Origin of the sequence: Neobacillus drentensis, from assembly GCF_036962125.1 — a bacterium.
Classification (GTDB): Bacteria; Bacillota; Bacilli; order Bacillales; family Cytobacillaceae; genus Neobacillus; species Neobacillus drentensis_B.
In genome coordinates this window covers 20314-44675 of sequence record NZ_JBALOA010000004.1, presented here as the reverse complement: position 1 = coordinate 44675, position 24362 = coordinate 20314, and the positions used below count along the sequence as shown (strand labels likewise).

At 42.9% G+C, this 24362-nt stretch carries 26 protein-coding genes; 19 read left to right on the top strand and 7 right to left on the bottom strand.

The features are described 5' to 3' along the window. Positions 1-7: 7 nt before the first annotated feature. The 15 genes from atpA (at position 8) to nuoN (ending at position 16394) form a co-directional block, all read left to right on the top strand. The gene (gene atpA, locus V7121_RS03715) at positions 8-1516 is read left to right on the top strand and encodes a F0F1 ATP synthase subunit alpha (protein ID WP_335497056.1); all 1509 of its coding nucleotides are present in this window, start codon (positions 8-10) and stop codon (positions 1514-1516) included. Positions 1517-1603: 87 nt separating this feature from the next. After that, the gene (gene atpG / locus V7121_RS03710; protein ID WP_335497055.1) at positions 1604-2461 is read left to right on the top strand and encodes an ATP synthase F1 subunit gamma; all 858 of its coding nucleotides are present in this window, start codon (positions 1604-1606) and stop codon (positions 2459-2461) included. A 219-nt stretch (positions 2462-2680) separates the two neighbouring features. Beyond that, positions 2681-4102: a F0F1 ATP synthase subunit beta gene (gene atpD, locus V7121_RS03705; protein ID WP_335497053.1), complete on the top strand. Its 1422-nt coding sequence runs from the start codon at positions 2681-2683 to the stop codon at positions 4100-4102. 21 nt (positions 4103-4123) lie between these two features. Further along, positions 4124-4531, top strand: coding sequence for a F0F1 ATP synthase subunit epsilon (locus tag V7121_RS03700; RefSeq protein WP_335497051.1), 408 nt, complete (start codon positions 4124-4126; stop codon positions 4529-4531). 1097 nt (positions 4532-5628) lie between these two features. Next, positions 5629-6003 carry an NADH-quinone oxidoreductase subunit A gene (locus V7121_RS03695; RefSeq protein WP_335497047.1) on the top strand — a complete coding sequence of 125 codons (375 nt, stop codon included), beginning with the start codon at positions 5629-5631 and terminating at the stop codon, positions 6001-6003. Beyond that, entirely contained in the window at positions 5994-6506 is a 513-nt protein-coding gene (locus V7121_RS03690) for a NuoB/complex I 20 kDa subunit family protein (protein ID WP_335497045.1), read from the top strand. Before V7121_RS03695 ends, V7121_RS03690 begins: the two co-directional genes overlap by 10 nt. A gap of 3 nt (positions 6507-6509) precedes the next feature. Next, positions 6510-7832, top strand: coding sequence for an NADH-quinone oxidoreductase subunit C (locus V7121_RS03685; RefSeq protein WP_335545783.1), 1323 nt, complete (start codon positions 6510-6512; stop codon positions 7830-7832). Between the two features lie 3 nt (positions 7833-7835). Beyond that, entirely contained in the window at positions 7836-8936 is a 1101-nt protein-coding gene (locus tag V7121_RS03680; protein WP_335545782.1) for an NADH-quinone oxidoreductase subunit D, read from the top strand. After that, positions 8936-9940, top strand: coding sequence for an NADH-quinone oxidoreductase subunit NuoH (gene nuoH, locus V7121_RS03675; protein ID WP_335497041.1), 1005 nt, complete (start codon positions 8936-8938; stop codon positions 9938-9940). The genes V7121_RS03680 and nuoH overlap by 1 nt, the downstream gene beginning before the upstream one ends. A gap of 81 nt (positions 9941-10021) precedes the next feature. Continuing rightward, positions 10022-10441 carry an NADH-quinone oxidoreductase subunit NuoI gene (gene nuoI, locus V7121_RS03670; RefSeq protein ID WP_335497040.1) on the top strand — a complete coding sequence of 140 codons (420 nt, stop codon included), beginning with the start codon at positions 10022-10024 and terminating at the stop codon, positions 10439-10441. Beyond that, positions 10438-10956, top strand: a complete 519-nt coding sequence (locus V7121_RS03665; protein WP_335497037.1) for an NADH-quinone oxidoreductase subunit J — start codon at positions 10438-10440, stop codon at positions 10954-10956. The genes nuoI and V7121_RS03665 overlap by 4 nt, the downstream gene beginning before the upstream one ends. Continuing rightward, positions 10953-11267: an NADH-quinone oxidoreductase subunit NuoK gene (gene nuoK, locus V7121_RS03660; RefSeq protein WP_335497035.1), complete on the top strand. Its 315-nt coding sequence runs from the start codon at positions 10953-10955 to the stop codon at positions 11265-11267. Before V7121_RS03665 ends, nuoK begins: the two co-directional genes overlap by 4 nt. A 232-nt stretch (positions 11268-11499) precedes the next feature. Continuing rightward, positions 11500-13371, top strand: coding sequence for an NADH-quinone oxidoreductase subunit L (nuoL, locus tag V7121_RS03655; protein WP_335545781.1), 1872 nt, complete (start codon positions 11500-11502; stop codon positions 13369-13371). Beyond that, positions 13368-14876, top strand: coding sequence for an NADH-quinone oxidoreductase subunit M (locus V7121_RS03650; RefSeq protein ID WP_335497031.1), 1509 nt, complete (start codon positions 13368-13370; stop codon positions 14874-14876). Before nuoL ends, V7121_RS03650 begins: the two co-directional genes overlap by 4 nt. Before the next feature lie 6 nt (positions 14877-14882). Next, positions 14883-16394 (top strand): NADH-quinone oxidoreductase subunit NuoN, encoded by a 1512-nt coding sequence (gene nuoN, locus V7121_RS03645; RefSeq protein ID WP_335497029.1) that lies wholly within the window; start codon positions 14883-14885, stop codon positions 16392-16394. A gap of 150 nt (positions 16395-16544) precedes the next feature. Here the strand turns inward: nuoN and V7121_RS03640 are convergent, their stop codons facing one another. From V7121_RS03640 to V7121_RS03630, 3 genes are read right to left on the bottom strand one after another with little or no spacing between them, the layout of a single operon-like run. After that, positions 16545-17105 (bottom strand): general stress protein, encoded by a 561-nt coding sequence (locus tag V7121_RS03640; RefSeq protein ID WP_335545778.1) that lies wholly within the window; start codon positions 17103-17105, stop codon positions 16545-16547. Positions 17106-17143: 38 nt separating this feature from the next. Further along, positions 17144-17314 (bottom strand): CsbD family protein, encoded by a 171-nt coding sequence (locus tag V7121_RS03635; RefSeq protein WP_335545776.1) that lies wholly within the window; start codon positions 17312-17314, stop codon positions 17144-17146. Between the two features lie 19 nt (positions 17315-17333). Next, a complete protein-coding gene (locus tag V7121_RS03630; RefSeq protein ID WP_335545774.1) occupies positions 17334-17639 on the bottom strand; it encodes a hypothetical protein in 306 nt (101 codons plus the stop codon). A 291-nt stretch (positions 17640-17930) separates the two neighbouring features. On the opposite strand from V7121_RS03630, the gene V7121_RS03625 reads away from it, so the two are divergent. Beyond that, positions 17931-19436, top strand: coding sequence for a mechanosensitive ion channel (locus tag V7121_RS03625; protein WP_335545771.1), 1506 nt, complete (start codon positions 17931-17933; stop codon positions 19434-19436). A 49-nt stretch (positions 19437-19485) separates the two neighbouring features. On the opposite strand, the gene V7121_RS03620 is transcribed toward V7121_RS03625, so the two are convergent. The 3 genes from V7121_RS03620 to V7121_RS03610 form a co-directional block, all read right to left on the bottom strand. Next, a complete protein-coding gene (locus V7121_RS03620) occupies positions 19486-20307 on the bottom strand; it encodes an STAS domain-containing protein (RefSeq protein ID WP_335497021.1) in 822 nt (273 codons plus the stop codon). A gap of 98 nt (positions 20308-20405) precedes the next feature. Then, entirely contained in the window at positions 20406-21125 is a 720-nt protein-coding gene (locus tag V7121_RS03615) for a hypothetical protein (protein ID WP_335545769.1), read from the bottom strand. Positions 21126-21185: 60 nt separating this feature from the next. Continuing rightward, complete coding sequence (locus tag V7121_RS03610) at positions 21186-21455, bottom strand: hypothetical protein (RefSeq protein ID WP_335497017.1); 270 nt, start codon at positions 21453-21455, stop codon at positions 21186-21188. 151 nt (positions 21456-21606) lie between these two features. Between V7121_RS03610 and V7121_RS03605 the strand changes: the two genes are divergently transcribed. Together V7121_RS03605 and V7121_RS03600 are read left to right on the top strand one after the other, a co-directional pair. Continuing rightward, the gene (locus V7121_RS03605) at positions 21607-22551 is read left to right on the top strand and encodes a magnesium transporter CorA family protein (protein ID WP_335497016.1); all 945 of its coding nucleotides are present in this window, start codon (positions 21607-21609) and stop codon (positions 22549-22551) included. 108 nt (positions 22552-22659) lie between these two features. Next, positions 22660-23004: a hypothetical protein gene (locus tag V7121_RS03600; RefSeq protein WP_335545767.1), complete on the top strand. Its 345-nt coding sequence runs from the start codon at positions 22660-22662 to the stop codon at positions 23002-23004. A 167-nt stretch (positions 23005-23171) separates the two neighbouring features. On the opposite strand, the gene V7121_RS03595 is transcribed toward V7121_RS03600, so the two are convergent. After that, a complete protein-coding gene (locus tag V7121_RS03595) occupies positions 23172-23348 on the bottom strand; it encodes a hypothetical protein (protein ID WP_335497012.1) in 177 nt (58 codons plus the stop codon). A gap of 199 nt (positions 23349-23547) precedes the next feature. Here V7121_RS03595 and V7121_RS03590 point away from each other — a divergent pair, with 199 nt between their 5' ends. After that, positions 23548-24360: an STAS domain-containing protein gene (locus tag V7121_RS03590; RefSeq protein ID WP_335497010.1), complete on the top strand. Its 813-nt coding sequence runs from the start codon at positions 23548-23550 to the stop codon at positions 24358-24360. The last annotated feature ends 2 nt before the right edge of the window (positions 24361-24362 follow it).

Genomic DNA, 24362 nt, shown 5'->3' with positions numbered 1-24362 from the left:
GAAACTCATGAGCATCAAAGCTGAAGAAATTAGTGCCCTGATAAAAAAGCAAATTGAAAACTATCAGGCGGAGATTCAAGTGACTGATGTCGGTACAGTTATCTCGATTGGTGACGGTATCGCACGTGTTCATGGCCTCGACAATGTCATGGCTGGAGAACTTGTTGAATTTTCAAATGGCGTTATGGGTATGGCACAAAACCTTGAAGCAAATAACGTTGGTATTATCATTCTTGGACCTTTCACTGAAATCAAAGAAGGTGACGAGGTTCGCCGTACAGGACGCATCATGGAGGTTCCTGTTGGTGAGGAACTAATTGGACGTGTTGTAAACTCGCTTGGACAACCAGTTGATGGTATGGGTCCAATCAATACAACAAAAACACGCCCTGTTGAAGCGGTCGCTCCAGGCGTTATGGCTCGTAAATCCGTTCATGAGCCATTACAAACAGGGATCAAAGCGATTGACGCTCTTGTGCCAATCGGCCGTGGTCAACGTGAGTTAATCATCGGTGACCGTCAAACAGGTAAAACATCTGTTGCCATCGATACAATTTTGAACCAAAAAGGTCAAAACATGATTTGTATCTATGTTGCGATCGGTCAGAAAGAATCTACCGTTCGTAATGCTGTAGAAACACTTCGTAAATATGGCGCATTAGAATACTCAATCGTTGTTACTGCATCTGCATCACAACCTGCTCCATTGCTTTACTTAGCACCATACTCTGGTGTGGCAATGGCTGAAGAGTTTATGTATGCTGGCAAACACGTATTGATCGTTTATGATGATCTTTCTAAACAAGCAGCTGCATACCGTGAGCTTTCCTTGCTGCTTCGTCGTCCTCCAGGTCGTGAAGCTTATCCAGGGGATGTATTCTACTTGCACAGCCGCCTTTTAGAGCGTGCCGCAAAAATTAACGATACACTTGGGGCTGGTTCGATCACTGCGCTTCCGTTCATTGAAACGCAAGCAGGCGACGTTTCCGCATATATCCCAACAAACGTTATCTCAATTACTGATGGACAAATTTTCTTACAATCTGACTTATTCTTCTCCGGTGTACGTCCGGCGATCAACGCTGGTCTTTCCGTATCACGTGTAGGTGGATCTGCACAAATCAAGGCCATGAAAAAGGTATCTGGTACCTTGCGTCTTGACCTTGCCTCATACCGTGAATTAGAAGCATTTGCTCAGTTTGGGTCAGACTTAGATAAAGCTACTCAAGCGAAACTTGCTCGTGGTGCCCGTACGGTTGAAGTTCTTAAACAAGACCTTCATAAGCCACTTGCAGTTGAAAAGCAAGTAGCAATCCTTTACGCATTAACACGCGGCTTCCTTGATGATATTCCATTAGAGGACATCAGTCGTTTTGAATCAGAATACCTTAATTGGTTAGACCACAACCGCAAAGAGTTGTTAGACCATATTACAAAAACGAAGGATCTTCCTTCTGATGACGATATGGCTTCTGCAATCAACGCCTTCAAAAAGACGTTTGCAGTTTCCGAATAATAGGGTCTGACATATTGAACGGTGAGGGCGTGCGGTCCGCCGCGCGTTCCAAACCAGACATTCTTTGAAAAAGGGTGGTGAGAACCTATGGCTTCATTACGTGAGATAAAAACTCGTATTAATTCAACGAAAAAGACGAGTCAAATAACGAAAGCAATGGAAATGACTTCTGCTGCAAAGTGGAATCGTGCTGTCGTCAATGCAAAAGCATTTGTTCCTTATATGGAAAAAATCCAAGAAGTAACAGTGTCGATTGCATTAGGCTCAGGCGGCGTGAATCATCCTATGCTGACAAGTCGGCCAGTTAAGAAAACTGGTTATATTGTGATGACTTCTGACAGCGGACTTGCTGGTGCATTTAACAGCAACGTGCTGCGTCGCGTTAGTCAAACAATCCAAGAGCGTCATAAATCGAATGATGAATTCGCCATCATTGCCATCGGTCGTGTGGCTCGTGACTTTTTTGTCAAGCGCGGCATGAATGTAGTCCTTGAGACAATCGGGATTCCAGCTCAGCCAAACTTCGCTGACATTCAAGACATTACCCGTGCAACCGTGGGCATGTTTGCCGATGGAACGTTCGATGAACTATATGTCTATTACAGCCATTACCTAAGTGCCATTTCTCAGGAAGTCCTTGAGAAGAAGCTTCTTCCACTAACGGACTTAACCGCTTCTAATAAGCTCATTTCCTATGAATTTGAGCCATCTGCAGAAGAAATACTAGAAGTTCTCCTGCCACAGTATGCGGAAAGTTTGATTTACGGTGCCCTTCTTGACAGCAAAGCAAGTGAGCATGCTGCCCGGATGACCGCAATGAGAAATGCAACAGATAATGCAAAAGAATTAATCAATCACTATACATTAGTATTCAACCGCGCCCGTCAAGCGTCGATTACTCAAGAAATCACAGAAATCGTCGGCGGTGCGGCAGCGTTAGAATAGGAAAAGTGGTTGTTCTAATCTGGTGCCTGACACCAGTTAAACCTTTTTTATAAAAATGAACCCGATTTAGCGGGCTTGATTAGATCGAGTAGGGAGCGATTATGGCGTTCCCGACTCATTTTGTTCAGGATAGAACAATTCGCGTGACCACACTGCGTTCATTTTTTAAAAAATGCAGTTGGTGGTTTTTCGCGAAAGAGTAAGTTAGGAGGGAAAACGATGAGCAAAGGACGCGTTCTTCAGATTATGGGTCCGGTAGTTGACGTTAAGTTCGAAAGCGGTCATCTTCCTGCGATTTATAATGCGTTGAAAATTTCAAGTAAAGCGAGTAATGCATCCGAAGTTGATATCAACATTACCCTTGAAGTAGCTCTTCATTTAGGTGATGATACGGTTCGTACGATTGCGATGTCAACCACTGATGGTTTAACTCGTGGAATAGAAGTTGAAGATACTGGTGCACCTATTTCTGTACCAGTTGGTGATGTAACCCTTGGCCGTGTATTTAACGTGTTGGGTGAAACGATTGACCTTGCGGCTGATATTCCTGCAGGTGAGCGTCGTGATTCAATCCACCGTGAAGCGCCAACATTTGAAAATCTTTCTACGCAGGTAGAAATTCTTGAAACTGGAATTAAAGTAGTAGACTTACTTGCTCCATATATTAAGGGTGGTAAGATCGGACTATTCGGTGGTGCCGGTGTAGGTAAAACCGTTTTAATCCAGGAATTGATCAACAACATCGCACAAGAGCACGGTGGTATTTCCGTATTCGCCGGTGTTGGTGAGCGTACTCGTGAAGGGAATGACCTTTACCACGAGATGACGGATTCAGGCGTTATTAAGAAAACAGCGATGGTATTCGGACAAATGAACGAGCCGCCAGGCGCACGTATGCGTGTTGCTTTAACTGGTTTGACGATGTCTGAGTATTTCCGTGATGAGCAAGGACAAGACGTGTTGTTCTTCATGGATAACATCTTCCGTTTCACGCAAGCAGGTTCTGAGGTTTCCGCGCTACTTGGCCGTATGCCATCTGCCGTAGGTTACCAGCCAACTCTTGCCACTGAGATGGGTAAATTACAAGAGCGTATTACTTCTACAAATTTAGGATCAGTTACATCAATCCAAGCGATTTATGTACCAGCCGATGACTATACGGATCCGGCTCCGGCGACTACATTCGCTCACTTAGATGCAACAACAAACCTTGAGCGTAAGCTTTCTGAGATGGGTATTTACCCAGCGGTGGATCCTTTGGCCTCAACTTCTCGTGCCTTGTCACCTGATATTGTTGGCGAAGAGCACTACAATGTAGCGCGCCAAGTTCAATCAACTTTACAACGTTATAAAGAGTTACAAGATATCATCGCGATCCTTGGTATGGATGAATTAAGTGATGATGATAAGTTAACGGTACAACGTGCGCGTCGTATCCAAGTGTTCTTATCTCAAAACTTCCACGTTGCTGAGCAGTTTACTGGCCAGCCAGGTTCTTATGTACCTGTTAAGGAAACAGTTCGCGGTTTCAAAGAGATTCTTGAAGGTAAGTATGACCACCTTCCAGAAGATGCGTTCCGTTTGGTTGGACGTATTGAAGATGTGCTTGAGAATGCAAAACGTATGGGCGTTGAGGTCTAAACTGAGCCTGGAGGGTAAAAAATGAAGACGATTAAAGTCAGTATTGTTACTCCCGATGGCCCGGTGTATGAATCAGATGTAGAAATGGTTAGTACCAAGGCAACGAGTGGCGATTTGGGGATTTCCCCTGGCCACATGCCGTTGGTTGCCCCGCTGGAGATTACTTCTGTTCGTCTGAAAAAAGACGGTAAAACGGATTTTGTTGCGGTCAGTGGTGGATTTTTAGAGGTCCGTCCTGATCAAGTGACGATTTTAGCTCAATCAGCGGAAACTGCTTCTGAAATTGATGTGGAACGTGCCCTAAGAGCGAAGGAACGCGCCGAACAGCGTATGAAAGATCAGCATGTTGAGCATATTGATTTCAGACGTGCTGAGCTCGCCTTACAGCGTGCCATCAATCGCCTCGCCGTATCGGAAAGAAGAATGTAGTATTTTAAAACCCCTTTGGTGGCAACTTTTATGTTGTCGGTGGAGGGGTTTTTTTGTGTTTGGAGGGAGATGGTTTCTAGCTTATTCAGGGTCGGGATAGCTGTTTACCTTGCCAGTCTTGCGACTGGCTTTTTGGTGGTGGGAATGCTGGATTTGTGGAAGTGCAGATAAATCGTTTTTCGGAGAAATTTAGGGGTAGTATTTTTATAAAAAAAGGTAATTTTTGAGGTTTTGGGAATGGAATTTTAGTGGTTGACTCAAAATTAGGAGGGAAAGTTAGTTGGGCCAGTCTTGCGACTGGCATTTGAGGTATGGGAGAGTCATTGTGAAGGAAAGTGGCAGATAAAATGTATAACGGCGGGTTACTTTGAATTTGTGGGGATTTATTACTTATGCCTTCGGTCTCAATCGATTGATTACATGTCTTAAAGCTGGAATTTTGCATGAATTTTATGTGTGTGAATATGATGGTAGAGGGACATGTTGACATAATGTGAGGATTGTTCTGATTTAGATGGTGAATTACTTTTTTAGAAGAATATAATGCCGGTTAAAAAAGAGAATTTTTATGAATTTTTTATGACAAATCTCACTGACATTGTTCACATTTTGTTGTTAAATAGGGGTTGTTGTCGAATTTATTTGGTGTTTTGTGGTTCTTGCGAACCTTTACTAGGCACGTCATCTTCCGCTCACGCTCCAGAACACGTGCGCTAAAACCCTTCCTATTAATATAGTTTGGCAGGTTCGCTCTTGCGTCATCTCTGATGTTATTCAAGGATGTACCACTGCGAGATCACGCAAACGCTCAGAGGAGGGGACCCGTGTCGACTAGACTAGTTCGGGTGTAAATTGTAATTCACCGCCGGCTGCTGTCGCATCCTGCGCTTCAGCTGTCGCTGAAGCTTGCAAAAATTTCCCAATTTCAGTCTCTTTTGAGAGCGAGCTCTCAAGAGTCTGAAATTGGGAAATTTTCGCGGCGATGAATTCCAATTTTTATGAATATGGCTTGTCGACACGGGTTTGTAACAATGCTATAATGAATTCGGTTACAATATTCATTAGTATGAAAATTTACAACATTGGAGGGGATGGACATGGAACTTCTAAATGTATATCAGAATAATTATCTGATTGTTTTTGCGTTTCTATGTCTTGGGGTGCTGCTGCCTGTGGTGGCGTTATATTTAGGTAAGCTTCTGCGTCCGCATAAACCGAGTGATGCGAAGTATACCACATATGAGAGCGGTATTGAGCCATTTCACGATTCCCGTGTACAGTTCAATGTCCGCTATTATATTTTTGCCCTAATGTTTGTTATTTTTGATGTAGAAACCGTGTTTTTATATCCATGGGCGGTGGCCTATGATAAGTTAGGGATTTTTGCGCTTATCGAGATGTTGATTTTTGTTATTATGTTATTAATTGGCCTTGTGTATGCCTGGAAAAAGAAGGTGCTACGATGGAATTAAAACTAGATGGCATTTCACCACAAGAAATGGCTGAGTTACAGCGAAATGTGTTTATGACTACCCTAGAGCAAATTAAAGCTTGGGCTCGGAGCAGTTCGATCTACCCAGTTACATTTGGTCTGGCTTGTTGTGCGATTGAGATGATGGGTGTAGGTGGTGCAAACTATGACCTAGACCGTTCTGGTTCGTTTTTCCGGACGTCGCCGCGTCAGTCGGATTGTATGATTGTGTCTGGAACGGTGACGAAGAAGATGGCACCAATTTTACGAAGATTATATGATCAAATGCCTGAGCCAAAATGGGTAATTGCGATGGGTTCTTGTGCGACAGCAGGTGGGCCGTATGTGAAATCTTATTCAGTCGTAAAGGGAGTCGATCAAATCGTTCCTGTCGATGTATACATACCTGGATGCCCTCCAAATCCAGCCGCTTTAATTTATGGAATCAATAAATTAAAGGAAAAGATTCGCTATGAAGCGAAGACTGGGAAGAAGGTGATCTAACCGATGAGTGGGGAAAAGGATCTTGAGCAGTTAAAAAAAGAAGCGGTCGCAAAAGCGAAGGCTGCGGCGGCTGCGAAACGGGCGGCAAAGGCCGCAGGGGAAACCGTGCCAGCTCCGAAGCAGGAGGAAAAACCAGCGGAAGAGCCTGTTAAAGCTGAAACGTCAGCACCAGCAGATGACGCAGATGATCTCGCGAAGCGAAAAGCTGAGGCGGTCGCGAAGGCAAAGGCGGCAGCTGCAGCGAAACGGAAAGCGATGGAGCAAGGCGGCACTTCAGCCCCAGCCGAAGAAACCGCGCCAGCAGAACCGTCAACACCAGCATCAGATGATAGTGATGATCTCGCCAAGAAAAAGGCCGCGGCCGTTGCGAAAGCGAAGGCGGCAGCCGCAGCAAAACGAAAAGCGATGGAGCAAGCAGGTGGAAACGCTCCAGCCGAAGAATCGGCGCCAGCAGAACCAGCATCAGACGATGGCGATGATCTCGCCAAGAAAAAAGCAGCGGCTGTAGCGAAGGCAAAAGCGGCGGCAGCGGCAAAGAAAAAAGCGATGGAACAAGCAGGCGGAACAGCTCCAGCTGAAGAAACTGCACCAGCCGGGGAAGATGACAAAGCGAAAGCGGCAGCAGCTGCCAAGGCGAAAGCAGTAGCCGCAGCAAAAGCAAAGGCAGCCGCAGCGGCAAAAGCAAAAGCTGCAGGAGCCGGAGCAGATGCTGTTGCGGGTGGGGATGACGAAAAGGCGAAAGCAATCGCGGCAGCGAAAGCGAAAGCAGTGGCAGCAGCGAAGGCCAAAGCCGCAGCAGGTGGAAAAGCGGATGATACCGCCGCACCAGCAGCTGCAGAAGCACCATCACCAAACCAGTCATACCTCGATAAATATGTGAAGGTAATAACTGAACATTTGGGTTCTGATGTTTTAGAAGATTCTTATATTAATAAACTTTCTAAGGATGTTCCAACCCTTGTGGTGAAGCGTGATACATATTATAAAGTAGCTCAATTTTTAAAATATAATGAGCTCTTAGGATTTGATTATTTATCAGAGCTTCATGGGACGGACTTTGTCACACATATGGAAGTATATGTTCACTTGTACTCATACAAAAACCGTCAGTCTGTTGCCTTCAAGGTGAAGATTGACCGCAGCGAACCAACAATCGAGTCCTTGCAGCCGCTTTGGGCAGGCGCTGAATGGCCTGAATGCGAAGCCTATGATTTACTTGGAATCAAGTTTCCAGGACATCCGAACTTACGACGCATCTTGCTTGGCGAGGAATGGGTTGGCCATCCACTGCGCAAAGATTACGAGCCGTACGACGTGGAGGTGTAACCAATGATCAGAACAGAAGAAATGATATTAAACGTCGGTCCTCAGCATCCAAGTACGCACGGAGTGTTCCGTCTGGTCGTTAAAATTGATGGGGAAATTATTACCGAAGCCACACCTGTCATCGGATACTTACACCGTGGGACAGAAAAATTAGCGGAAGACCTGCAATACACGCAGATTATTCCATATACCGACCGGATGGACTATTTGTCTTCGATGACGAATAACTATGTCATCTGTCATGCCGTTGAAACGATGATGGGGATTGAAGTTCCGGAACGGGCTGATTTCCTGCGCGTGATTGCGATGGAATTGAATCGGATTGCCAGCCACCTGGTCGCTTGGGGTACGTATATCCTTGACCTTGGTGCAACGAGTCCGTTCATCTATGCCTTCCGCGATCGTGAAATGATTATCAATATGTTAAATGAGTTGTCAGGGGCACGCTTGACCTTCAACTATATGCGAGTTGGCGGAGTAAAGTGGGATGCACCTGAAGGCTGGATTGAAAAAGTAGGCAGTTTTGTTCCATACCTGCGCGGCCAGTTGAAAGGCTATCACCAGCTTGTGTCTGGAAATGAAATCTTCCTTGACCGGGTAAAGGGCATTGGGAAATATACGAAAGAAGAGGCCATTCAATATTCGTTGAGCGGACCGAATCTGCGCAGTACCGGTGTGAAGTGGGATCTTCGTAAAGATGAACCATATTCAGTTTATAACCGTTTCAAATTTGATGTACCAACGTCTGAGGAAGGCGATTGCTTGGCCCGTTACCATTTGCGCTTGGCTGAGATTGAAGAATCCTTGAAAATCCTTGAACAAGCGGTGGAACAATTCCCAGCAGAAGGACCGATCATGGCAAAAGTGCCGAAGATTATTAAGGCACCTAAGGGAGAAGCCTTTGTCCGAATTGAATCACCACGCGGAGAGATTGGCTGCTATATTTATAGCGACGGTAAAAAAGAGCCGTACCGCTTGAAGTTTAGACGACCATCCTTCTATAACCTGCAAATTCTCCCGAAACTATTAAAGGGTGAAAATATTGCAAACATGATTGCTATTTTAGGGGCAGTGGATATTGTCCTTGGGGAGGTTGACGGCTAATGATAGAAGAATTGCTCCAGTCAAGTCCGGGTTGGGCTAACTTTGGAATTTTCTTTTTACTCGGCGCTGTCTTGCTTTTAATCGTATTAGGATTCGTTACCTACGGAATTTTAGCAGAACGAAAAGTTTTAGGTTACATGCAATTGCGTCATGGTCCAAACCAAGTCGGCGGTAAATGGGGACTATTGCAAACCGTCGCTGACGTTCTCAAGCTGTTACTTAAAGAGGATATTATTCCAAAAGCAGCTGACAGACCATTATTTATCATTGCACCAGTCATTGCCTTCGCACCGTCGTTTATGGTTCTCGCAACGATGCCGTTCACGGATGCGTTTCAGTTCGCTGATATCGGTGTCGGACTGCTTTACTATATCGCGGTGAGTGGATTAACCACGTTCGGCATGCTGCTTGGCGGCTGGGCCTCGAATAACAAGTACGCCCTCTTAGGAGGCATGCGTGCTTCAGCCCAGATGATTTCTTACGAAATCCCGTTGGTTATGTCCGTATTAGGCGTTATTCTTTTAACAGGAAGTTTAAATCTAAATGATATGGTCGAAGCACAAAAACATGGCTGGTTCATTCTTTTGCAGCCAATCGGCTTCATCGTCTTTTTCATTGCATCAATTGCCGAATTAAACCGGACACCATTTGACCTGCCGGAATCGGAAAACGAACTAGTTGCTGGTTACCACGTAGAATATACCGGATTCCGCTGGGCCTTCTTTATGCTCGCAGAATATGTGTATTTATTCGCAATGTCGGCGCTAATTACTGTTGTTTTCCTTGGCGGCTGGCTGGCACCAATCAGCTTCTTGGGCTTTATCCCAGGTGCAGTCTGGTTCGCGATTAAATTTAGTATCGTTGTTTTTATTTATATCTGGCTGCGGGCAACCTTACCGCGTTTCCGCGCCGACAAACTGATGGAATTTGGCTGGAAAGTTCTCCTGCCAATCGCACTTGCGAACATTTTCCTAACAGCCTTAATCAAATCGTTATTCTTCTAAGGGGATTCGTGTGAATGTTAGAGCATTCACATGGTACCTGACACTAATAATCATCTTTAAAATGTAAAAGGGGTGAAAAACGTGCTTGGAGTATTTAAAGGCTTGAAATATACCCTAAATAACTTGACGAAGGAAAAGGTTACGTATGATTATCCGAACAAGCCGATTCCACTGCCAGACCGCTTCCGCGGGATTCAGAAGTTTTATCCGGAAAAATGTATTGTTTGCAATCAGTGCATGAACATCTGCCCAACTGAATGTATTAATTTAACGGGTAAAAAACATCCAGACCCAGCGAAAAAAGGAAAAATCATTGATACCTATGATATTAACTTCGAAATCTGCATCCTTTGTGATCTATGTACAGAGGTATGCCCGACTGAAGCGATTATCATGACCAATAACTTCGAGCTCGCTGAATACAGCCGTGACATGTTATTTAAAAACCTAGAATGGTTAGATGAAAACGACGAAAACATACGGCAGGTGAATAAACCATGACCTTTTCGGGGGAATTCCTCGCCTTTATGGGGCTCGCACTAGTCGCCATTATCGGCGGTGTGCTTCTATTAAACCTTACCAAGGTTGTTCATATGGTCGTTTCACTGATCTTCACCTTTGTAGCAATCGCTGGTATCTACGTGCTGTTGTCCGCTGAATTTGTGGCTGCGGTGCAAATCTTAATTTATTCGGGTGCGATTACGATCATTATGCTGTTTGGAATCATGTTAACTAAGCATAGTGATGAAGAAGAACCGAAAACAGGTAAATGGAGAAAAATCCTTGTCTTCTTAGGGATTGTCGGCTTTGCGGCTGCTGTTTACCTTGGCATTTACGATTTCAATATCGAACAAGTTCCGACCACCCTGCATGAAAATAACACAATGCAAATCGGTAAAGCACTTTACTCGAAATATATCATTCCGTTTGAGTTAACGTCTGTTTTACTATTAGTCGCCTTAGTTGGTTCGATTATTTTAGCAAAAAACGAGAAGAAGGAGGCGGATGACAAATGAGTTCCGTTCCCGCTTCAGCCTTCCTGGCCCTTGCACTCATCTTATTTTGCATCGGCTTATACGGTGCACTGACTAAAAGAAATACAGTCATTGTCCTGATTTCGATTGAATTAATGCTGAACGCCGTGAATATTAATCTCGTCACCTTCAGCAAATATGGTTTGAATCCGTCAATCACAGGCCAAATCTTCGCACTGTTCGCCATCAGCGTCGCAGCAGCCGAAGCGGCCGTCGGTCTAGCGATCCTCATCTCGCTTTACCGTGCAAGAAAAACCGTCAACATCGACGAAATGGACACAATGAAAAACTAAACAAAAAATATTTTATATTTTTTAATTGGGTGTCAGGTACCACAAAAAGACACTTCGCTTCTTTTGTCCACTGTGGACGGACACTGCGCGTTTAGTGATAGGTAGTACATTCCACACGGACATAATGGCGATTTTGTCCACGAAGGGTGTCAGGCACCATAAAAAAGACAAAACTGACTTTCAACAATATTCGAATGGTGATGTTTGTGTCATTCGAAAGGGGATAGTGATAATGATGGAGAATGCATGGCTCATACCGCTTTTCCCGCTATTATCGTTTTTGATCCTTCTTCTTTTCGGGAAGCGACTGAAGGAAGCAAGTGCGTATGTGGGGATTCTTCTCACATTGGCTTCGCTTGTCTACTCAATCCTAGTCTTATTCGAGCGCTTCAGAGAGCCAACCTATGTCACGAAGTTTGACTGGCTCACGATAGGAGATATGCATCTAACAGCGGGTTTTGAAGTGAATCAATTAAATGCATTAATGCTGTTTATCGTATCGCTCGTAAGTTTCTTAGTACATACCTACTCCAAAGGTTATATGCAAGGGGACGAGCGGTTTCCGGTATTCTATGCCTATTTAGGATTATTTACGTTTGCAATGCTCGGACTGGTTATTTCGCCAAACTTGCTGCAAACTTATATTTTCTGGGAACTTGTCGGCGTTGGTTCCTTCTTATTAATCGGTTTTTATTTTTATAAACCAGAAGCAAAGGCGGCTGCTAAAAAAGCATTCATTATGACCCGAATCGGGGATGTGGGCTTATTTATCGGCATGATTCTGCTATTCTGGGAAACCAAAAGCTTTGAATATAGTGATATTTTCGCTGCAGTCGAAGCGCATGCGGTGTCAGGTACCATGATCACCTTAACGGCCATCCTGATTTTCATTGGAGCGGTTGGTAAGTCGGGTCAGTTCCCGCTCCACACATGGCTTCCGGATGCGATGGAAGGTCCAACACCTGTTTCGGCCTTGATCCACGCGGCGACGATGGTTGCGGCTGGGGTTTACTTGGTGGCGGCACTGTTCCCACTATTCGCAGCAAGCAATACGGCACTTATGACGATCGCAGTAATCGGTGCGTTTACCGCAATATTTGCTGCAAGCATTGGTCTTGTGCAAACAGATATCAAACGCGTACTCGCGTATTCAACCGTTTCACAGCTTGGCTACATGATGCTTGCCCTAGGTTCTGCCGGCTATGTAGCGGGTGTATTCCACCTGATGACACACGCGTTCTTCAAAGCGCTTCTATTCTTAGCAGCAGGTTCTGTCATTCATGCAGTACATACACAGAACATCGAAGAAATGGGCGGACTTTGGAAAAAGCTTAAACTAACCGGACCGCTTTTCTTAATCGGAACACTTGCGATCAGCGGTGTGCCAGGGCTTTCCGGCTTCTTCTCAAAGGATGAGATTTTAGTAGCAGCTTGGGAAGGCGGACATCCAATTCTATTTTTCTTAGCCCTTGCGGCTGCCTTCATGACTGCATTTTATATGTTCCGCTTGTTCTTCATGGTCTTCACTGGTGAAGCGCGCGGCGAACAAAAGCATGTGCACGAATCGCCAGCCAATATGACGTACCCGATGATCCTTCTCGGCGTGCTTGCAATTGTTGCTGGTTATGTGAACACACCATGGTTTGGAACATTCCTTGGCGACTGGCTCCTCGATGGCAATGAAGCGTTAGCGCACCATGGCCATGCTGAAGGATCACCATTGATTATGATCGCCGCAACAGTTATTTCTTTAGCGGGTATTTTTCTTGCATACCTGATGTACTTCAAGCGTTCACTCAAGCGCAACTGGTTAAGCGGTACAGGTGATACATTACACACGATTTTAACGAATAAATATTATGTAGATGAATTTTATCAATTGACGGTTGTCGCCTTAACGAAGGGGATCAGCTACTTCTTACGTTTCATTGATGTGTTCCTTGTTGGAGGACTTGTCAAAGGCGTCGTTGGGATTATACAAGGACTTGGTGCAGCCGGTTCAAAACTTCAATCCGGACAGGTTCAAACGTACGGCGCAGTGGCCTTTGTCGGACTAGCGGTTCTCGTCGTCATCTTTGCATTAACAGGGGGGTACTTACGATGAATTTAACATCTGTTCTTTCAATCCTAGTATTCTCCCCTTTACTAGGGATTGTGGTTTTGGCGTTCATGCCGAAAACAGCAGAAAAAGCAATTAAGGCAGTAGGTTTTCTAGCGACACTGCCGGCCTTGCTGCTGGCACTGGCTGCTTACCTTCACTTTCAATTTGGTAAGGATTTAGCCGATTTCAGCGTCTCTGCCAAATGGATTCAATTTCACGGCATCAACGTTTCAGAACCGTATTATTCGGTTTACTATGAGCTTGGCTTAAGCGGCTTTCAGCTGCTGCTCGTTGTCTTGACGGCCATTGTGGCTACACTCTCGGCGATTGCAGCGGCAAAGTTTGTTAAAAAAGAATGGAAAGGCTATTTCATGCTGTTCCTTCTTTTAGAAATAGGTATGCTTGGCGTGTTTACCGCTGAAAACTTAATTCTATTCTTCATTTTCTTTGAAATCACCCTGATTCCAACCTTCTTCTTAATCGGAAAATGGGGCTATTTTGAAAAAGAAAAAGCAGCTTACAGTTTCTTAATTTATAACGGACTGGGTTCTGCGATTCTATTAATTGTCATTATGATTCTTTTTGCAAAAACAGGATCAACCAATATTGATTATTTAACGCAATTGATGGCAAAACCAGACGCACCGCTGTCTAGTGATTTGAAAATGGGCTTATTCATCGGACTTCTTTTAGCGTTTGGTGTGAAGTTGCCGATTTTCCCGTTACACAGCTGGATGCTGAAGGTTCACGTTCAAGCACCGCCATCAGTGGTTATGATTCACTCAGGGATTCTGTTGAAAATTGGTGCGTACGGATTAATCCGTTTTGGAATGGGCATTTTTCCCGAGCAGTTTGAGACGCTTAGCGTGCTGATTGCTGTCCTTGGAGTAGTCAATCTCCTTTACGGGGCGTTTCTAGCGTTCATTCAAACAGATTTTAAAATGGTTTTGGCGTATTCATCGATTTCTCATATGGGAATTGTGTTAATCGGATTAGCGGCAATGAATGAAGCCGGTGTTCAAGGGGCAATTTTCCAAGTGATTTCACACGGATTAATTTCCGCGCTGTTGTTCTTCTTGGTGGGCATCCTCTACGAACGCACCGATACGTCGCTCATCGGAAATCTAGGCGGTATGGCAAAGGGCATGCCGATTGCTGCAGGCTTCTTGTTAGCCGCAGGGATGGCCTCACTTGGTTTGCCGGGGATGTCTGGTTTTGTCAGTGAGTTCATGTCGTTCCTCGGTTTGTTCAAGGAAATGCCAGTTATCGCTGCAGTTGGTACACTCGGAATTATTATGACGGCGGCTTACTTGCTGCGCGCGGTCTTAGGCATTACATACGGTAAGGCGCACCGCGAGTTCACAGGTGTCCTTGATCTAAAGGGTGTCGAATTCGTACCTGTGCTTGTATTAATGCTGTTAATTGTAGTGATTGGTGTTTTCCCAAGTGTCCTAAGCGCACCGCTGCAAACTACACTTGAAACGATCATGCTAGGGATAGGAGGGTGATGAAGGATGAGTCTTGAGTCCTTGCAACAATTTCATTGGAGTGCTATGACGCCAGAGTTCATCATCCTTGGTGTCGCTGCACTTCTTACACTACTAGATTTATTTATGCCGAAAAATATGGATCGCAAAATTCTCGGCTGGATCGGAATTGCCGCCATCTTCGCTAGCATCGTTTCTGTGCTTGGCATGGTCGGCGGACCGGTAACATCGATTTTAGAGGATTCGTTCCGTTTAGATAGTTTCGCGCTGGCCTTTAAGTTATTGATGCTGGCGGGGGCGGGTCTGGTCATGTTCCTCGCTGTCAGCTATGAGCCGAAGGACGGGCTCGAGGAATATCGGGGCGAGTTTTATTACTTGTTCTTAACTGCCTTGCTCGGTGCGATGATTATGGCGTCAAGCGGCGATTTAATTACACTGTTCGTGGGCTTGGAATTGTTATCTGTTTCTTCCTATATTTTAGCAGGAATCCGCAAGTATCATTTAGAGTCAAACGAATCAGCAATGAAATATATCATCAATGGAGAAATTTCCACGGCAATCATCTTGTTTGGGATGAGCTATGTGTACGGATTAACAGGTTCAACCAACTTAATTGAAATTGCCAACACGTTGTCGGGTATCGCTGATAGCCAGCATGCTTACCTGTTAACCTTAGCGTTCCTAATGGTATTCGTCGGGTTATCGTTTAAATTGGCAGCTGCTCCGTTCCATATGTGGGCACCTGATGTCTACCAGGGCGCGCCAACACCAGTTACTGCTTTTCTAAGTGTTGTTTCGAAAACAGCCGGTTTTGTAATTGTACTAAGGATTATCTTATCAATCTTTGGCTCGGCCGCATCGCTTAGCGATCCACAAGTGCCGATTTTGGCAGAAATGCAGGATTACCTTGCCTTTATCGCTGGTGCAACGATGATTATCGGTAACGTGGTCGCGTTGAAGCAGACGAATATCAAGCGGATGTTTGCTTATTCAAGTATCGCGCATGCAGGTTATCTTCTTGTTGCTGTCACGACGCTCGGCTCAAATTTGTTTTATTCCATTTGGTTCTACCTGCTAGCTTACCTGCTCATGAACCTTGGTGCGTTTGCCATCATCCAGGTTGTGACGGAAAAGTCAGGCTCGACGAAGATTGCTGACTTTGCAGGCTTGTATCGCCGTTCGCCAGTGCTTGCCGTTTTAATGGGCATTTTGCTAGTTTCTCTGGCAGGTTTCCCAGGCACAGCCGGCTTTATCGGAAAGTTAAACATTTTTATCGGAGCATTTTACGGAACACCGCATTACGTCCTCGCATCGGTGATGATCGCGACGACAGTTGTGTCGTACTTCTATTATTTTGGTGTAATGACGCAAATGTTCTTCCGTCCAGCCAGTGACGACAGCAAGTTGAATATTCCATTCGGCATCATTGTCGTGTTAATTGTGGCAGTGGCTGGCTCCTTGCTATTCGGAATCATGCCGAATATCGCCTTAGACTTTATGCAAAATAACCTTGATATTTTAGCTGACTTTTTCAGTTGAGATATAGGGAGAACTTTTTGTAAAATGAACTGGCTGCTTTGGGGAAAGCAGCTAGTGAGTGCGAGTCAAATTAAAGGGGTCTTAATACATGAAAAGAAGAGGTTGGGGAGCCTCTTCTTTTTTTGCGCTTTTGCCTATATTTCTATTAAATTAGAATTTGTTACTTAAAGCAGGGTTTCGATCTCTAATCGAATCGAAACGCTCGTCTCTATTATCGTTGATTGGCTCCACATCTAATGGTGTTTCCTGCTCCAAATCGATGTTGGTGTGTTCTCGTTTATCGACCAAAACTAGAATCTTGCCATCTTCAACGGATTCTTGATAATATTTGGCGTCATCGTCTGGAATTCCAAGTCCAATTAGTGCCCCAGCTAGTCCGCCGACACCTGCACCGGTTATGGCTCCCATGATGCTTGCGGCGATTGGACCTGCCGCGACAATCGGACCGATACCCGGTATCGCAAGTGCGCCCAGACCTGCTAATAATCCTGTTGCTCCGCCGAGTGCTCCGCCTGTGAGTGCACCTGTGGCAGCTGTATCTTCGACAGCAGTGCCTGTTTCCTCGGTGACATAATCAACGTGATTATGGTCTTTCCCGATGACACTGATTTCTGATTTATCATATCCCGATTTTATCAGATCCTCAATGGCTGCAATCGCCTCTTGTTCCGATTGATATACACCTACAATGTTTTTTCCATGCTTGTCCATTTTTTCTCCTCCTCTTTTTTTAGTAGGATCCTCTTTCCCTATTTTGAAAGTGTATCCTTCACTTCGCCGACGCCTTCTTTTACTTTTCCTTTTGCTTTATCGACTTTACCTTCAACGACCTTTGAATCGTCATCGGTTAAACGGCCCCATTGCTCTTTCGCTTCACCTTTTACCTGATCGACATTTCCTGACAATTTCTCTTTATTCATATTGTTCAGCCTCCTAGTATTAGTTATCTAATTCATCTTTCTTTTCGCCATCGCTAATCCCATTATCTTGATCTACTTCATCACCAACACCATCCTTTTTCATTTTTTCCTCGACATTGTTCATCGCTTCTTCAAGGTTCTGCTTCGCCTCGTTCATATTGGCCTTAGCATCCTTCTGGGTATCATTGTCTACCGCATCTTTTTGTTGTCCATCGCTAATTCCATTATCCTGGTCGACCCCATCTCCACATCCGGCTAATCCGCCCAATGTAAGGGATGCAGCCAACCCTCCAAAAAGTAATCTTTTCTTCCAACCCATCTTCAAGGGTAACTCCTCCTTCTAATTGAATTAAGAAACATCGTTTAGAAGTTCTTGTCTTGCTTATTGGTTATATTCCCAGTGGAACGGACTTGAAACCTACTTTTTTCTCCCTATGGAAGTAAAACAAGGGGTGAAATTCAATTCCTACAATTAAATGTGCTTTTACCAAAACTGATAAAAAATATTTTAAGAGAGTTAATTTTGCTTCCGTTTATAAAAAATAAGTTTCAACTTATAAATAAGGGTTATATATCCATTAGAAAAATACAAAATCAGGTAAAGGAGTTCGATACAATGGAGATGGATCAAATGATGACTGGGTGGTACTCGTATTTTCAGCAGCTGCCAACGTTGCTGTTTGCTCTCTTGGTCTTGTTAGTGGGCTGGCTGGTTGCTAAGAGTATTGGCAAAGGTGTGGAAGCACTATTAAAGAAAACGAGCCTGGATGATCGGCTGTTTTCCAATCTTGGGAAGAGGAAATTCTCATCAGAAGTTATTATTGGGAAAATTGTTTATTATCTTTTACTCGTGTTTGTGTGGATTATCTTTTTTAATATGCTTAACTTAAGCTTTATTGCCACACCGCTCGTTCAGATGTTATCAAGCATTACAGGAGCGATTCCTAACATTTTAAAAGCAGCGTTGATTTTACTGCTTGCCTGGGCGGTTGCCTCCTTATTGCGGATCCTCTTTAAAAAGGCTGCAAGCATGTTTCATTTTGAACGTCACTTAGTAAAGTGGAAAATGACCAACAATCAAGCAGAAGCTGTCCGTAAGGTTGACAGTATTGGCAAAGCTCTCTTCTATTTTGTTTTCCTATTATTTTTACCAGGCGTATTAGATGCGTTGCAAATGAAAGGCGTTTCTGAACCTTTCGCAAACACCCTATCAACTTTGCTTGCCTTCATACCTAAGTTATTTGCGGCGGCACTGATTGTTTTTGTCGGCTGGCTGATTGCAAAAATTGTTCGTGATATTTTAACCAATTTTTTAAGCAGTCTTGGTACAGAGAAAATCGGTCAACGCTTTGGGTTAAGCCCTACAGGAGAGGGAACCACTCTTTCAAGTATGATCGGAAATATTGCGTTTATTTTAATCTTAATTCCTACCATTATTACAGCACTAGAAAAGCTTCAGCTAAAAGGAATTTCGGACCCGGCCATTGCGATGCTTGATCAGGTGCTCTCGCTCATTCCGAATATCGCTGTCGCGGTGATCTTAATCCTAGTGGGCTTATGGCTTGGAAAATGGATCGAAAAAGTGGTTGCGCAAATGCTTTGGAGGTTGAAATTTAATAGTCTATTTCATCAGATGGGGATTGGCTCGTTAAATCCTGAGCCATCCAAGTACAATCTTTCGCAAATCGTAGGTATGCTCGCAAAAATAGTGATTGTCCTATTATTTACAGTGGAAGCCTTGCAAATTGTCCACTTAGAGTTCTTAGTGACGCTTGCAACAGGCGTGCTTGCGTATGTACCGATGTTAGTCGCTGCTCTTGTCATTTTAGGAGTTGGATTATATCTAGGTCATTTAGTTGAGCGTATTTTACAAAACATTTTAAAAATCAGCTATGCGCGGACACTTGCAGCTGTTGGTAAATATGCCATTTTTGCCGTGACTGTCTTTATGGCTTTAGACCAGCTTGGGGTTGCCCATTCAATCGTAAACGCAGCCTTCATTCTCGTATTAGGTGGTGTGGCTCTAGCATTTGGTCTGGCATTTGGCCTGGGCGGCAGGGAATTCGCCAGCAAATATTTAGCTAGAGTCGATGATAAGATCGACAAGAAGATAATAGAATAAAAGAAAAACAATCCGAAACACAAAAGATTTCGGATTGTTTTTTGCTATATTACACTAGATATTTATTTAATGTTTGCTGTAAGGTTGCTTTTGTTTCTGTGTAAGTATGTAAATCAATTCCTATTTTCACCATTTTTCTAACAAGTTCGGGGCGTAATCCGGTAATGATTGATTTCGCGCCCATCAACGTAATGCCAATCAAGACCTTTTGAAATTGATCAATCGTTACTTCGTCCATGTCCGATATTCCGGAAAGGTCAATGATTAGAGTTAGAATTCTTAACCTGGATATATCTGTTAATACTTTTTCTTCAATGATTTCCATTCGATACGAATCAAGCGTCCCGATCAACGGTAAGACGGCTACAGTGGGGCTGACCGGTATGATTGGCACCGATAAATGCTCAACTAATTTCCTTTGCTCGAGAATTAATTCATCTTTAAAAAGAGAATAGCTAATGAAAAAGGTGTTTAGAAATTCATCAATTCCATCATTCACTTGATGTTCCAATTTGAAAAAATCTTCAACAAAATTAACATTCTCATTTGATTGATTAAAAAGATTTATGAAATGCCATAAGGAACGCCGGATGGCATGTACCCATTCGAGTTTGAACGCCAAGGTTAACGAATGTTTGGCCCAAGCCACTCCTTCTACTTTAGCAAAATTAATCAGTTCTTCTGTTCGATTTTCCACCACGTAAAGAACCAGCCGTTGAGCATTTTTCAAAAGGTCAATATTCCCAGCCTTTAAAATACGATCAATATTTCCGGCAACATTGATTGCCTCTGATAACAGCTTTTTCTGAAATTCTTCATTGTTTTCGGTAAGATAAGTCGAAATATTTTTTGTATCATAAAAGGTGCCCACCGTTTGTTCCTCCTCAAAAATCTGCTCTAGTCTGCCTAGTAACAATACCCGCTTTTTTAGCTAGTTAAACATTTTTTTGCAAAAAAAAAATCCCAGCTTTAACTAAGAGGCTTTATTAACGGTTGATTTCTAATTGTTTCTTCCATGATGTGTATATCATCTTTAAACAATGTGGTGATGACCTCTTTTTCTCCAAATAAAAACAGCTGATCGCCTTCACGGATTTTTATGTTGTAGATGTTTCTTCTTATCTTCATTTCACCTCTTTTGATAAAAAGGGCAATAAACTCTAACTGATTATGATTGTTAATGACTTGATTGATGGATTTACAAGCAAGCGAAGAATCTTTATAGATATGCAGATTGAGTAGGTAGTCTTCCTTTTCTGTTAAAAATACGTCGCGGATTGGCAAATCGCCAAGTTCAATCGTATGTTCCATTTTCCTATTAAATAATTTCGATAATAAATTTTGGATAACTGTCAGCTTCAGTACAGCAAAGATGAGCAGGACACTTGCTGCTAGGTATAAAATGTCATGTATTCTTAGATCATCGGAGAGGAAATTGCTAATTGATGAAATAATCACAGCAAGAGAGAAGGCCCCAAACAAGATAAGGAAAGTGGCCAATTTTCTTCGAATCGGGTGACCTAAAATCAGCTCGGACTCTCCTGTCGTAAAGCCAGTTCCCGTCATCAAGGAGATGACTTGAAACCTTGAAACCTCTAATTTAAGCCCCGTTAACCGAAATAAAACGACGAAAATTTCGATAACGGCGGTAATGATGATGAAATAGACGAGTAAAAATAGTAAATTCATCTGTAGCCACCTCACCCGGGTCAAAAAATTAGTTGGGACAGCATCTGCCCCAACCACTTATCACTGCATTTTCTCGTTAAAAAATTGAACAGAATACATAGCCCCTTCACTGACCATATTATTATCTTCAAGATCATGTGGGTGCGGGTGACCGCCTTTAGCAATCGGAAGTTCTTCACTTTTATGAAAAGGAGAAGGTTTAATTTTACGTTTCCAGTCTCTAAGTACACTCTCTGCTTTAACTCTGTTTGGCTTAGATGATAACCACATTGCAGCAGATGCTCCCATTCCAACCACAACCAATGATGTAATCGGCACAACTCGTTTCATATCAAGACCTCCTTCATTTTTTGAAAACATAGGACTTAACGTTCTATTAATCCTTTCATACCCGTTTCCTTATCTTTAAAACATATTTCCTAGGTTTCATTTTTTATAAATGAGGGGATTTAATGAGAAAACTTTTACGAAAGGAGATTCTATGAAAAAAACGATCGGACCGAACCAATGGAAGTGGTATCAATTTGATAAAAACGATAGTGAACGAATTGGACCCATTATTGAAAGCGTCAACTGTGGCAGCACAGGATGGCTGGAACAACTGCAGGAACATAAAACCAATTACTTACGGATAAAAACACTCGAAGATGGAAAAAAGGTGGTGACAGGTTCACTTATTTATCAGCAAAATCTCGAAAAGGAACAAGATTATAAAATCTTTCATTTTTATGTAAGTACGGATCAGCTCATCACAGTGGATTTGATGCTGTCTTCCTTTAAACATATCGATAAGGAGGACCTTCACAGGTTAATTTCACGAACGGAAAACCCAGTCGATGGCTTTTTAATCTTTTTAGGAGAATTGATGAATGAAATATTGTATGAGATTGATCAATTTGAAGCTGCGTTAAAAACATTGATTTGGAGTGTTCGCAAACGAAATGAAACAAGTCTGCTTGAAAAAATTTATATGCGAAGGCATGAATTATTAGTTTGGAAGAATCTCTTAATTCCGATCAGGGAGTTAAAGATGGGGATAGAGGAGCTCAATCTGAATGAGGTATGCACGGGGGATATCTTTAAAACGACGTGTAAACGAATTGAACGGGCGGTTGAATTGCTTAATGAATATGAACATGAACTGGATTCTATGATTAATTTAGAAGAAGTGATTTCCTCCCATCGTGGTAATGAAATCATGAAAACCTTAACGGTCATCACAACCATCTTCACCCCTGTCATGGCGTTCGGGGCATTATGGGGGATGAATTTTAAGCATATGCCAGAACTAGAATGGAAGTACGGCTATATCATGTCCGTCATCCTAATCATAGTCTCCACCATCCTACTCTATGGATTTTTAAAATACAACGGCTGGACCGGCGACCTATTACGAGGGAAAAAGAAAGGGTCATTTTTTAAATAACAAATCTATCAAAAAGAGGTTTAGGTTCCAACAAAGGGTGGTACAACATAACCAAGGTTACAAATTAACCTTAAAGTAAATTTTAAAAATTAAAAGGAGGAAAATCAAATGGCTAAGAACACTAGTGAGACAACAATCAGTAGGGAAGAAGCAAGCCGGAAAGATGATACTACTTTTAAGAATCAAGGGTTAGGTCAACAAGATCGACAAAATGAGTCAAGAAACGTTGACAAAGGAATGGAACAACAGGATCGACAAAACCAGTCAAGGAACTACGACCAAGGAATGGGACAACTAAACGGACAGAACACGGCTGGGAATAGTGATCAAGAGATGAGACAGCAAGGTGAAGATATTAATTCCAAGAATTACAAACAAGAATCGGGTCGAGAAACAGGGAAACAGAGTAACCAATCCAATTCTAATCACCAAGAACCACGTTCTGCTCTATAAGCCCAGCCTAATTGCTGATGAAACGTCTAATAAAACTATTAAACTATAAAAATACAACTGAATGATAATGGGTATGACGAGTGAGTGATCACTCGTCATATTCATGTTAACCCTCCCAACAAAAATAACGGCCCTCTAAAGGAGGACCGTTACTAGAAAGGCATCAGCTATTGCTGTGGATCGGGGAGCAGATTATCGTCTTCCAGCTGCTGACTCCCGGTTTTCATATGATTCATTTCCTTGCCGAGCTTTTTTATTTCCTTAAAATTCTGGGCCATCGAGCCATTTTTGTTATTTTTAACAGATTGTGGTCGGGACAATTGCTGTGGAGTCTTCTTATCCATGGGGTCCTCCTTATTGTAAAAAAATGATTTATAACGATTCTATCCTGTATATACCCTCTTTTTTTCGTTTGAAACATGGTAGAAATTAGGACAATTAGTCTATGCCAATTTCTTCATTTTTTAACTTGAATATATTGGTATAATGCTAGATAACAAATAATTCTTCGCATCCCGAAGATATATTTAGGTGGGAAATAATTTGGAAAAAGTAAATCAGATAGTAGAATATGTCCAAACCAACCGAGTGCAGATTGTCACGGACTGGTCTGAGAAACTAATCCTTATGGATAAACAAAGGGCAGCCAATGTGATATCTGAGAAAGTCTATATCAATATTTGTGATGATTACCTCGATTTATTAATGAATAGTTATGATAGTCAAAATAAGATAAGCGAATTTACTAGAAAAATCATTCAACTTGGGTGGACCTTAGGTTTTACGATGGACTGTCTAAGTGCATTCGGAAAAATTGTTTTCTTTCCAATGGCAGAGCAGGCGACAGAACGAGAACAAGTTGAATTTATTTTGGAGTATGACCGATGGATTAGCCCAATTAACATAGCAATATTTAATCAGTATGCGGAGGATTGGCAAAGAACCGTATCCTTACAAAAAATAGCGCTGCAGGAGTTATCGGCACCACTTCTGCCCATTTTTGAAAATATAACGATTATGCCGTTAGTTGGAACGATTGACACAGAACGGGCAAGATTGATTATGGAAAATCTATTACAAGGGGTTGTTAAGCATCATGCTCAAGTGGTCTTAATCGATATAACAGGAGTTCCTGTCGTGGATACAATGGTTGCCCACCATATTATCCAGGCATCTGAAGCAGTGAGATTAGTAGGTGCAAAGTGTATTATCGTCGGGATTCGTCCAGAGATTGCCCAAACAATCGTGAATTTAGGAATTAATTTAACTAAAGTCATGACAAAAAATAGTTTACAAAAAGGAATTGAGGCTGCCTTGGAAATGACAAATCGAAAGGTCATATCAACGGAGGAATAATA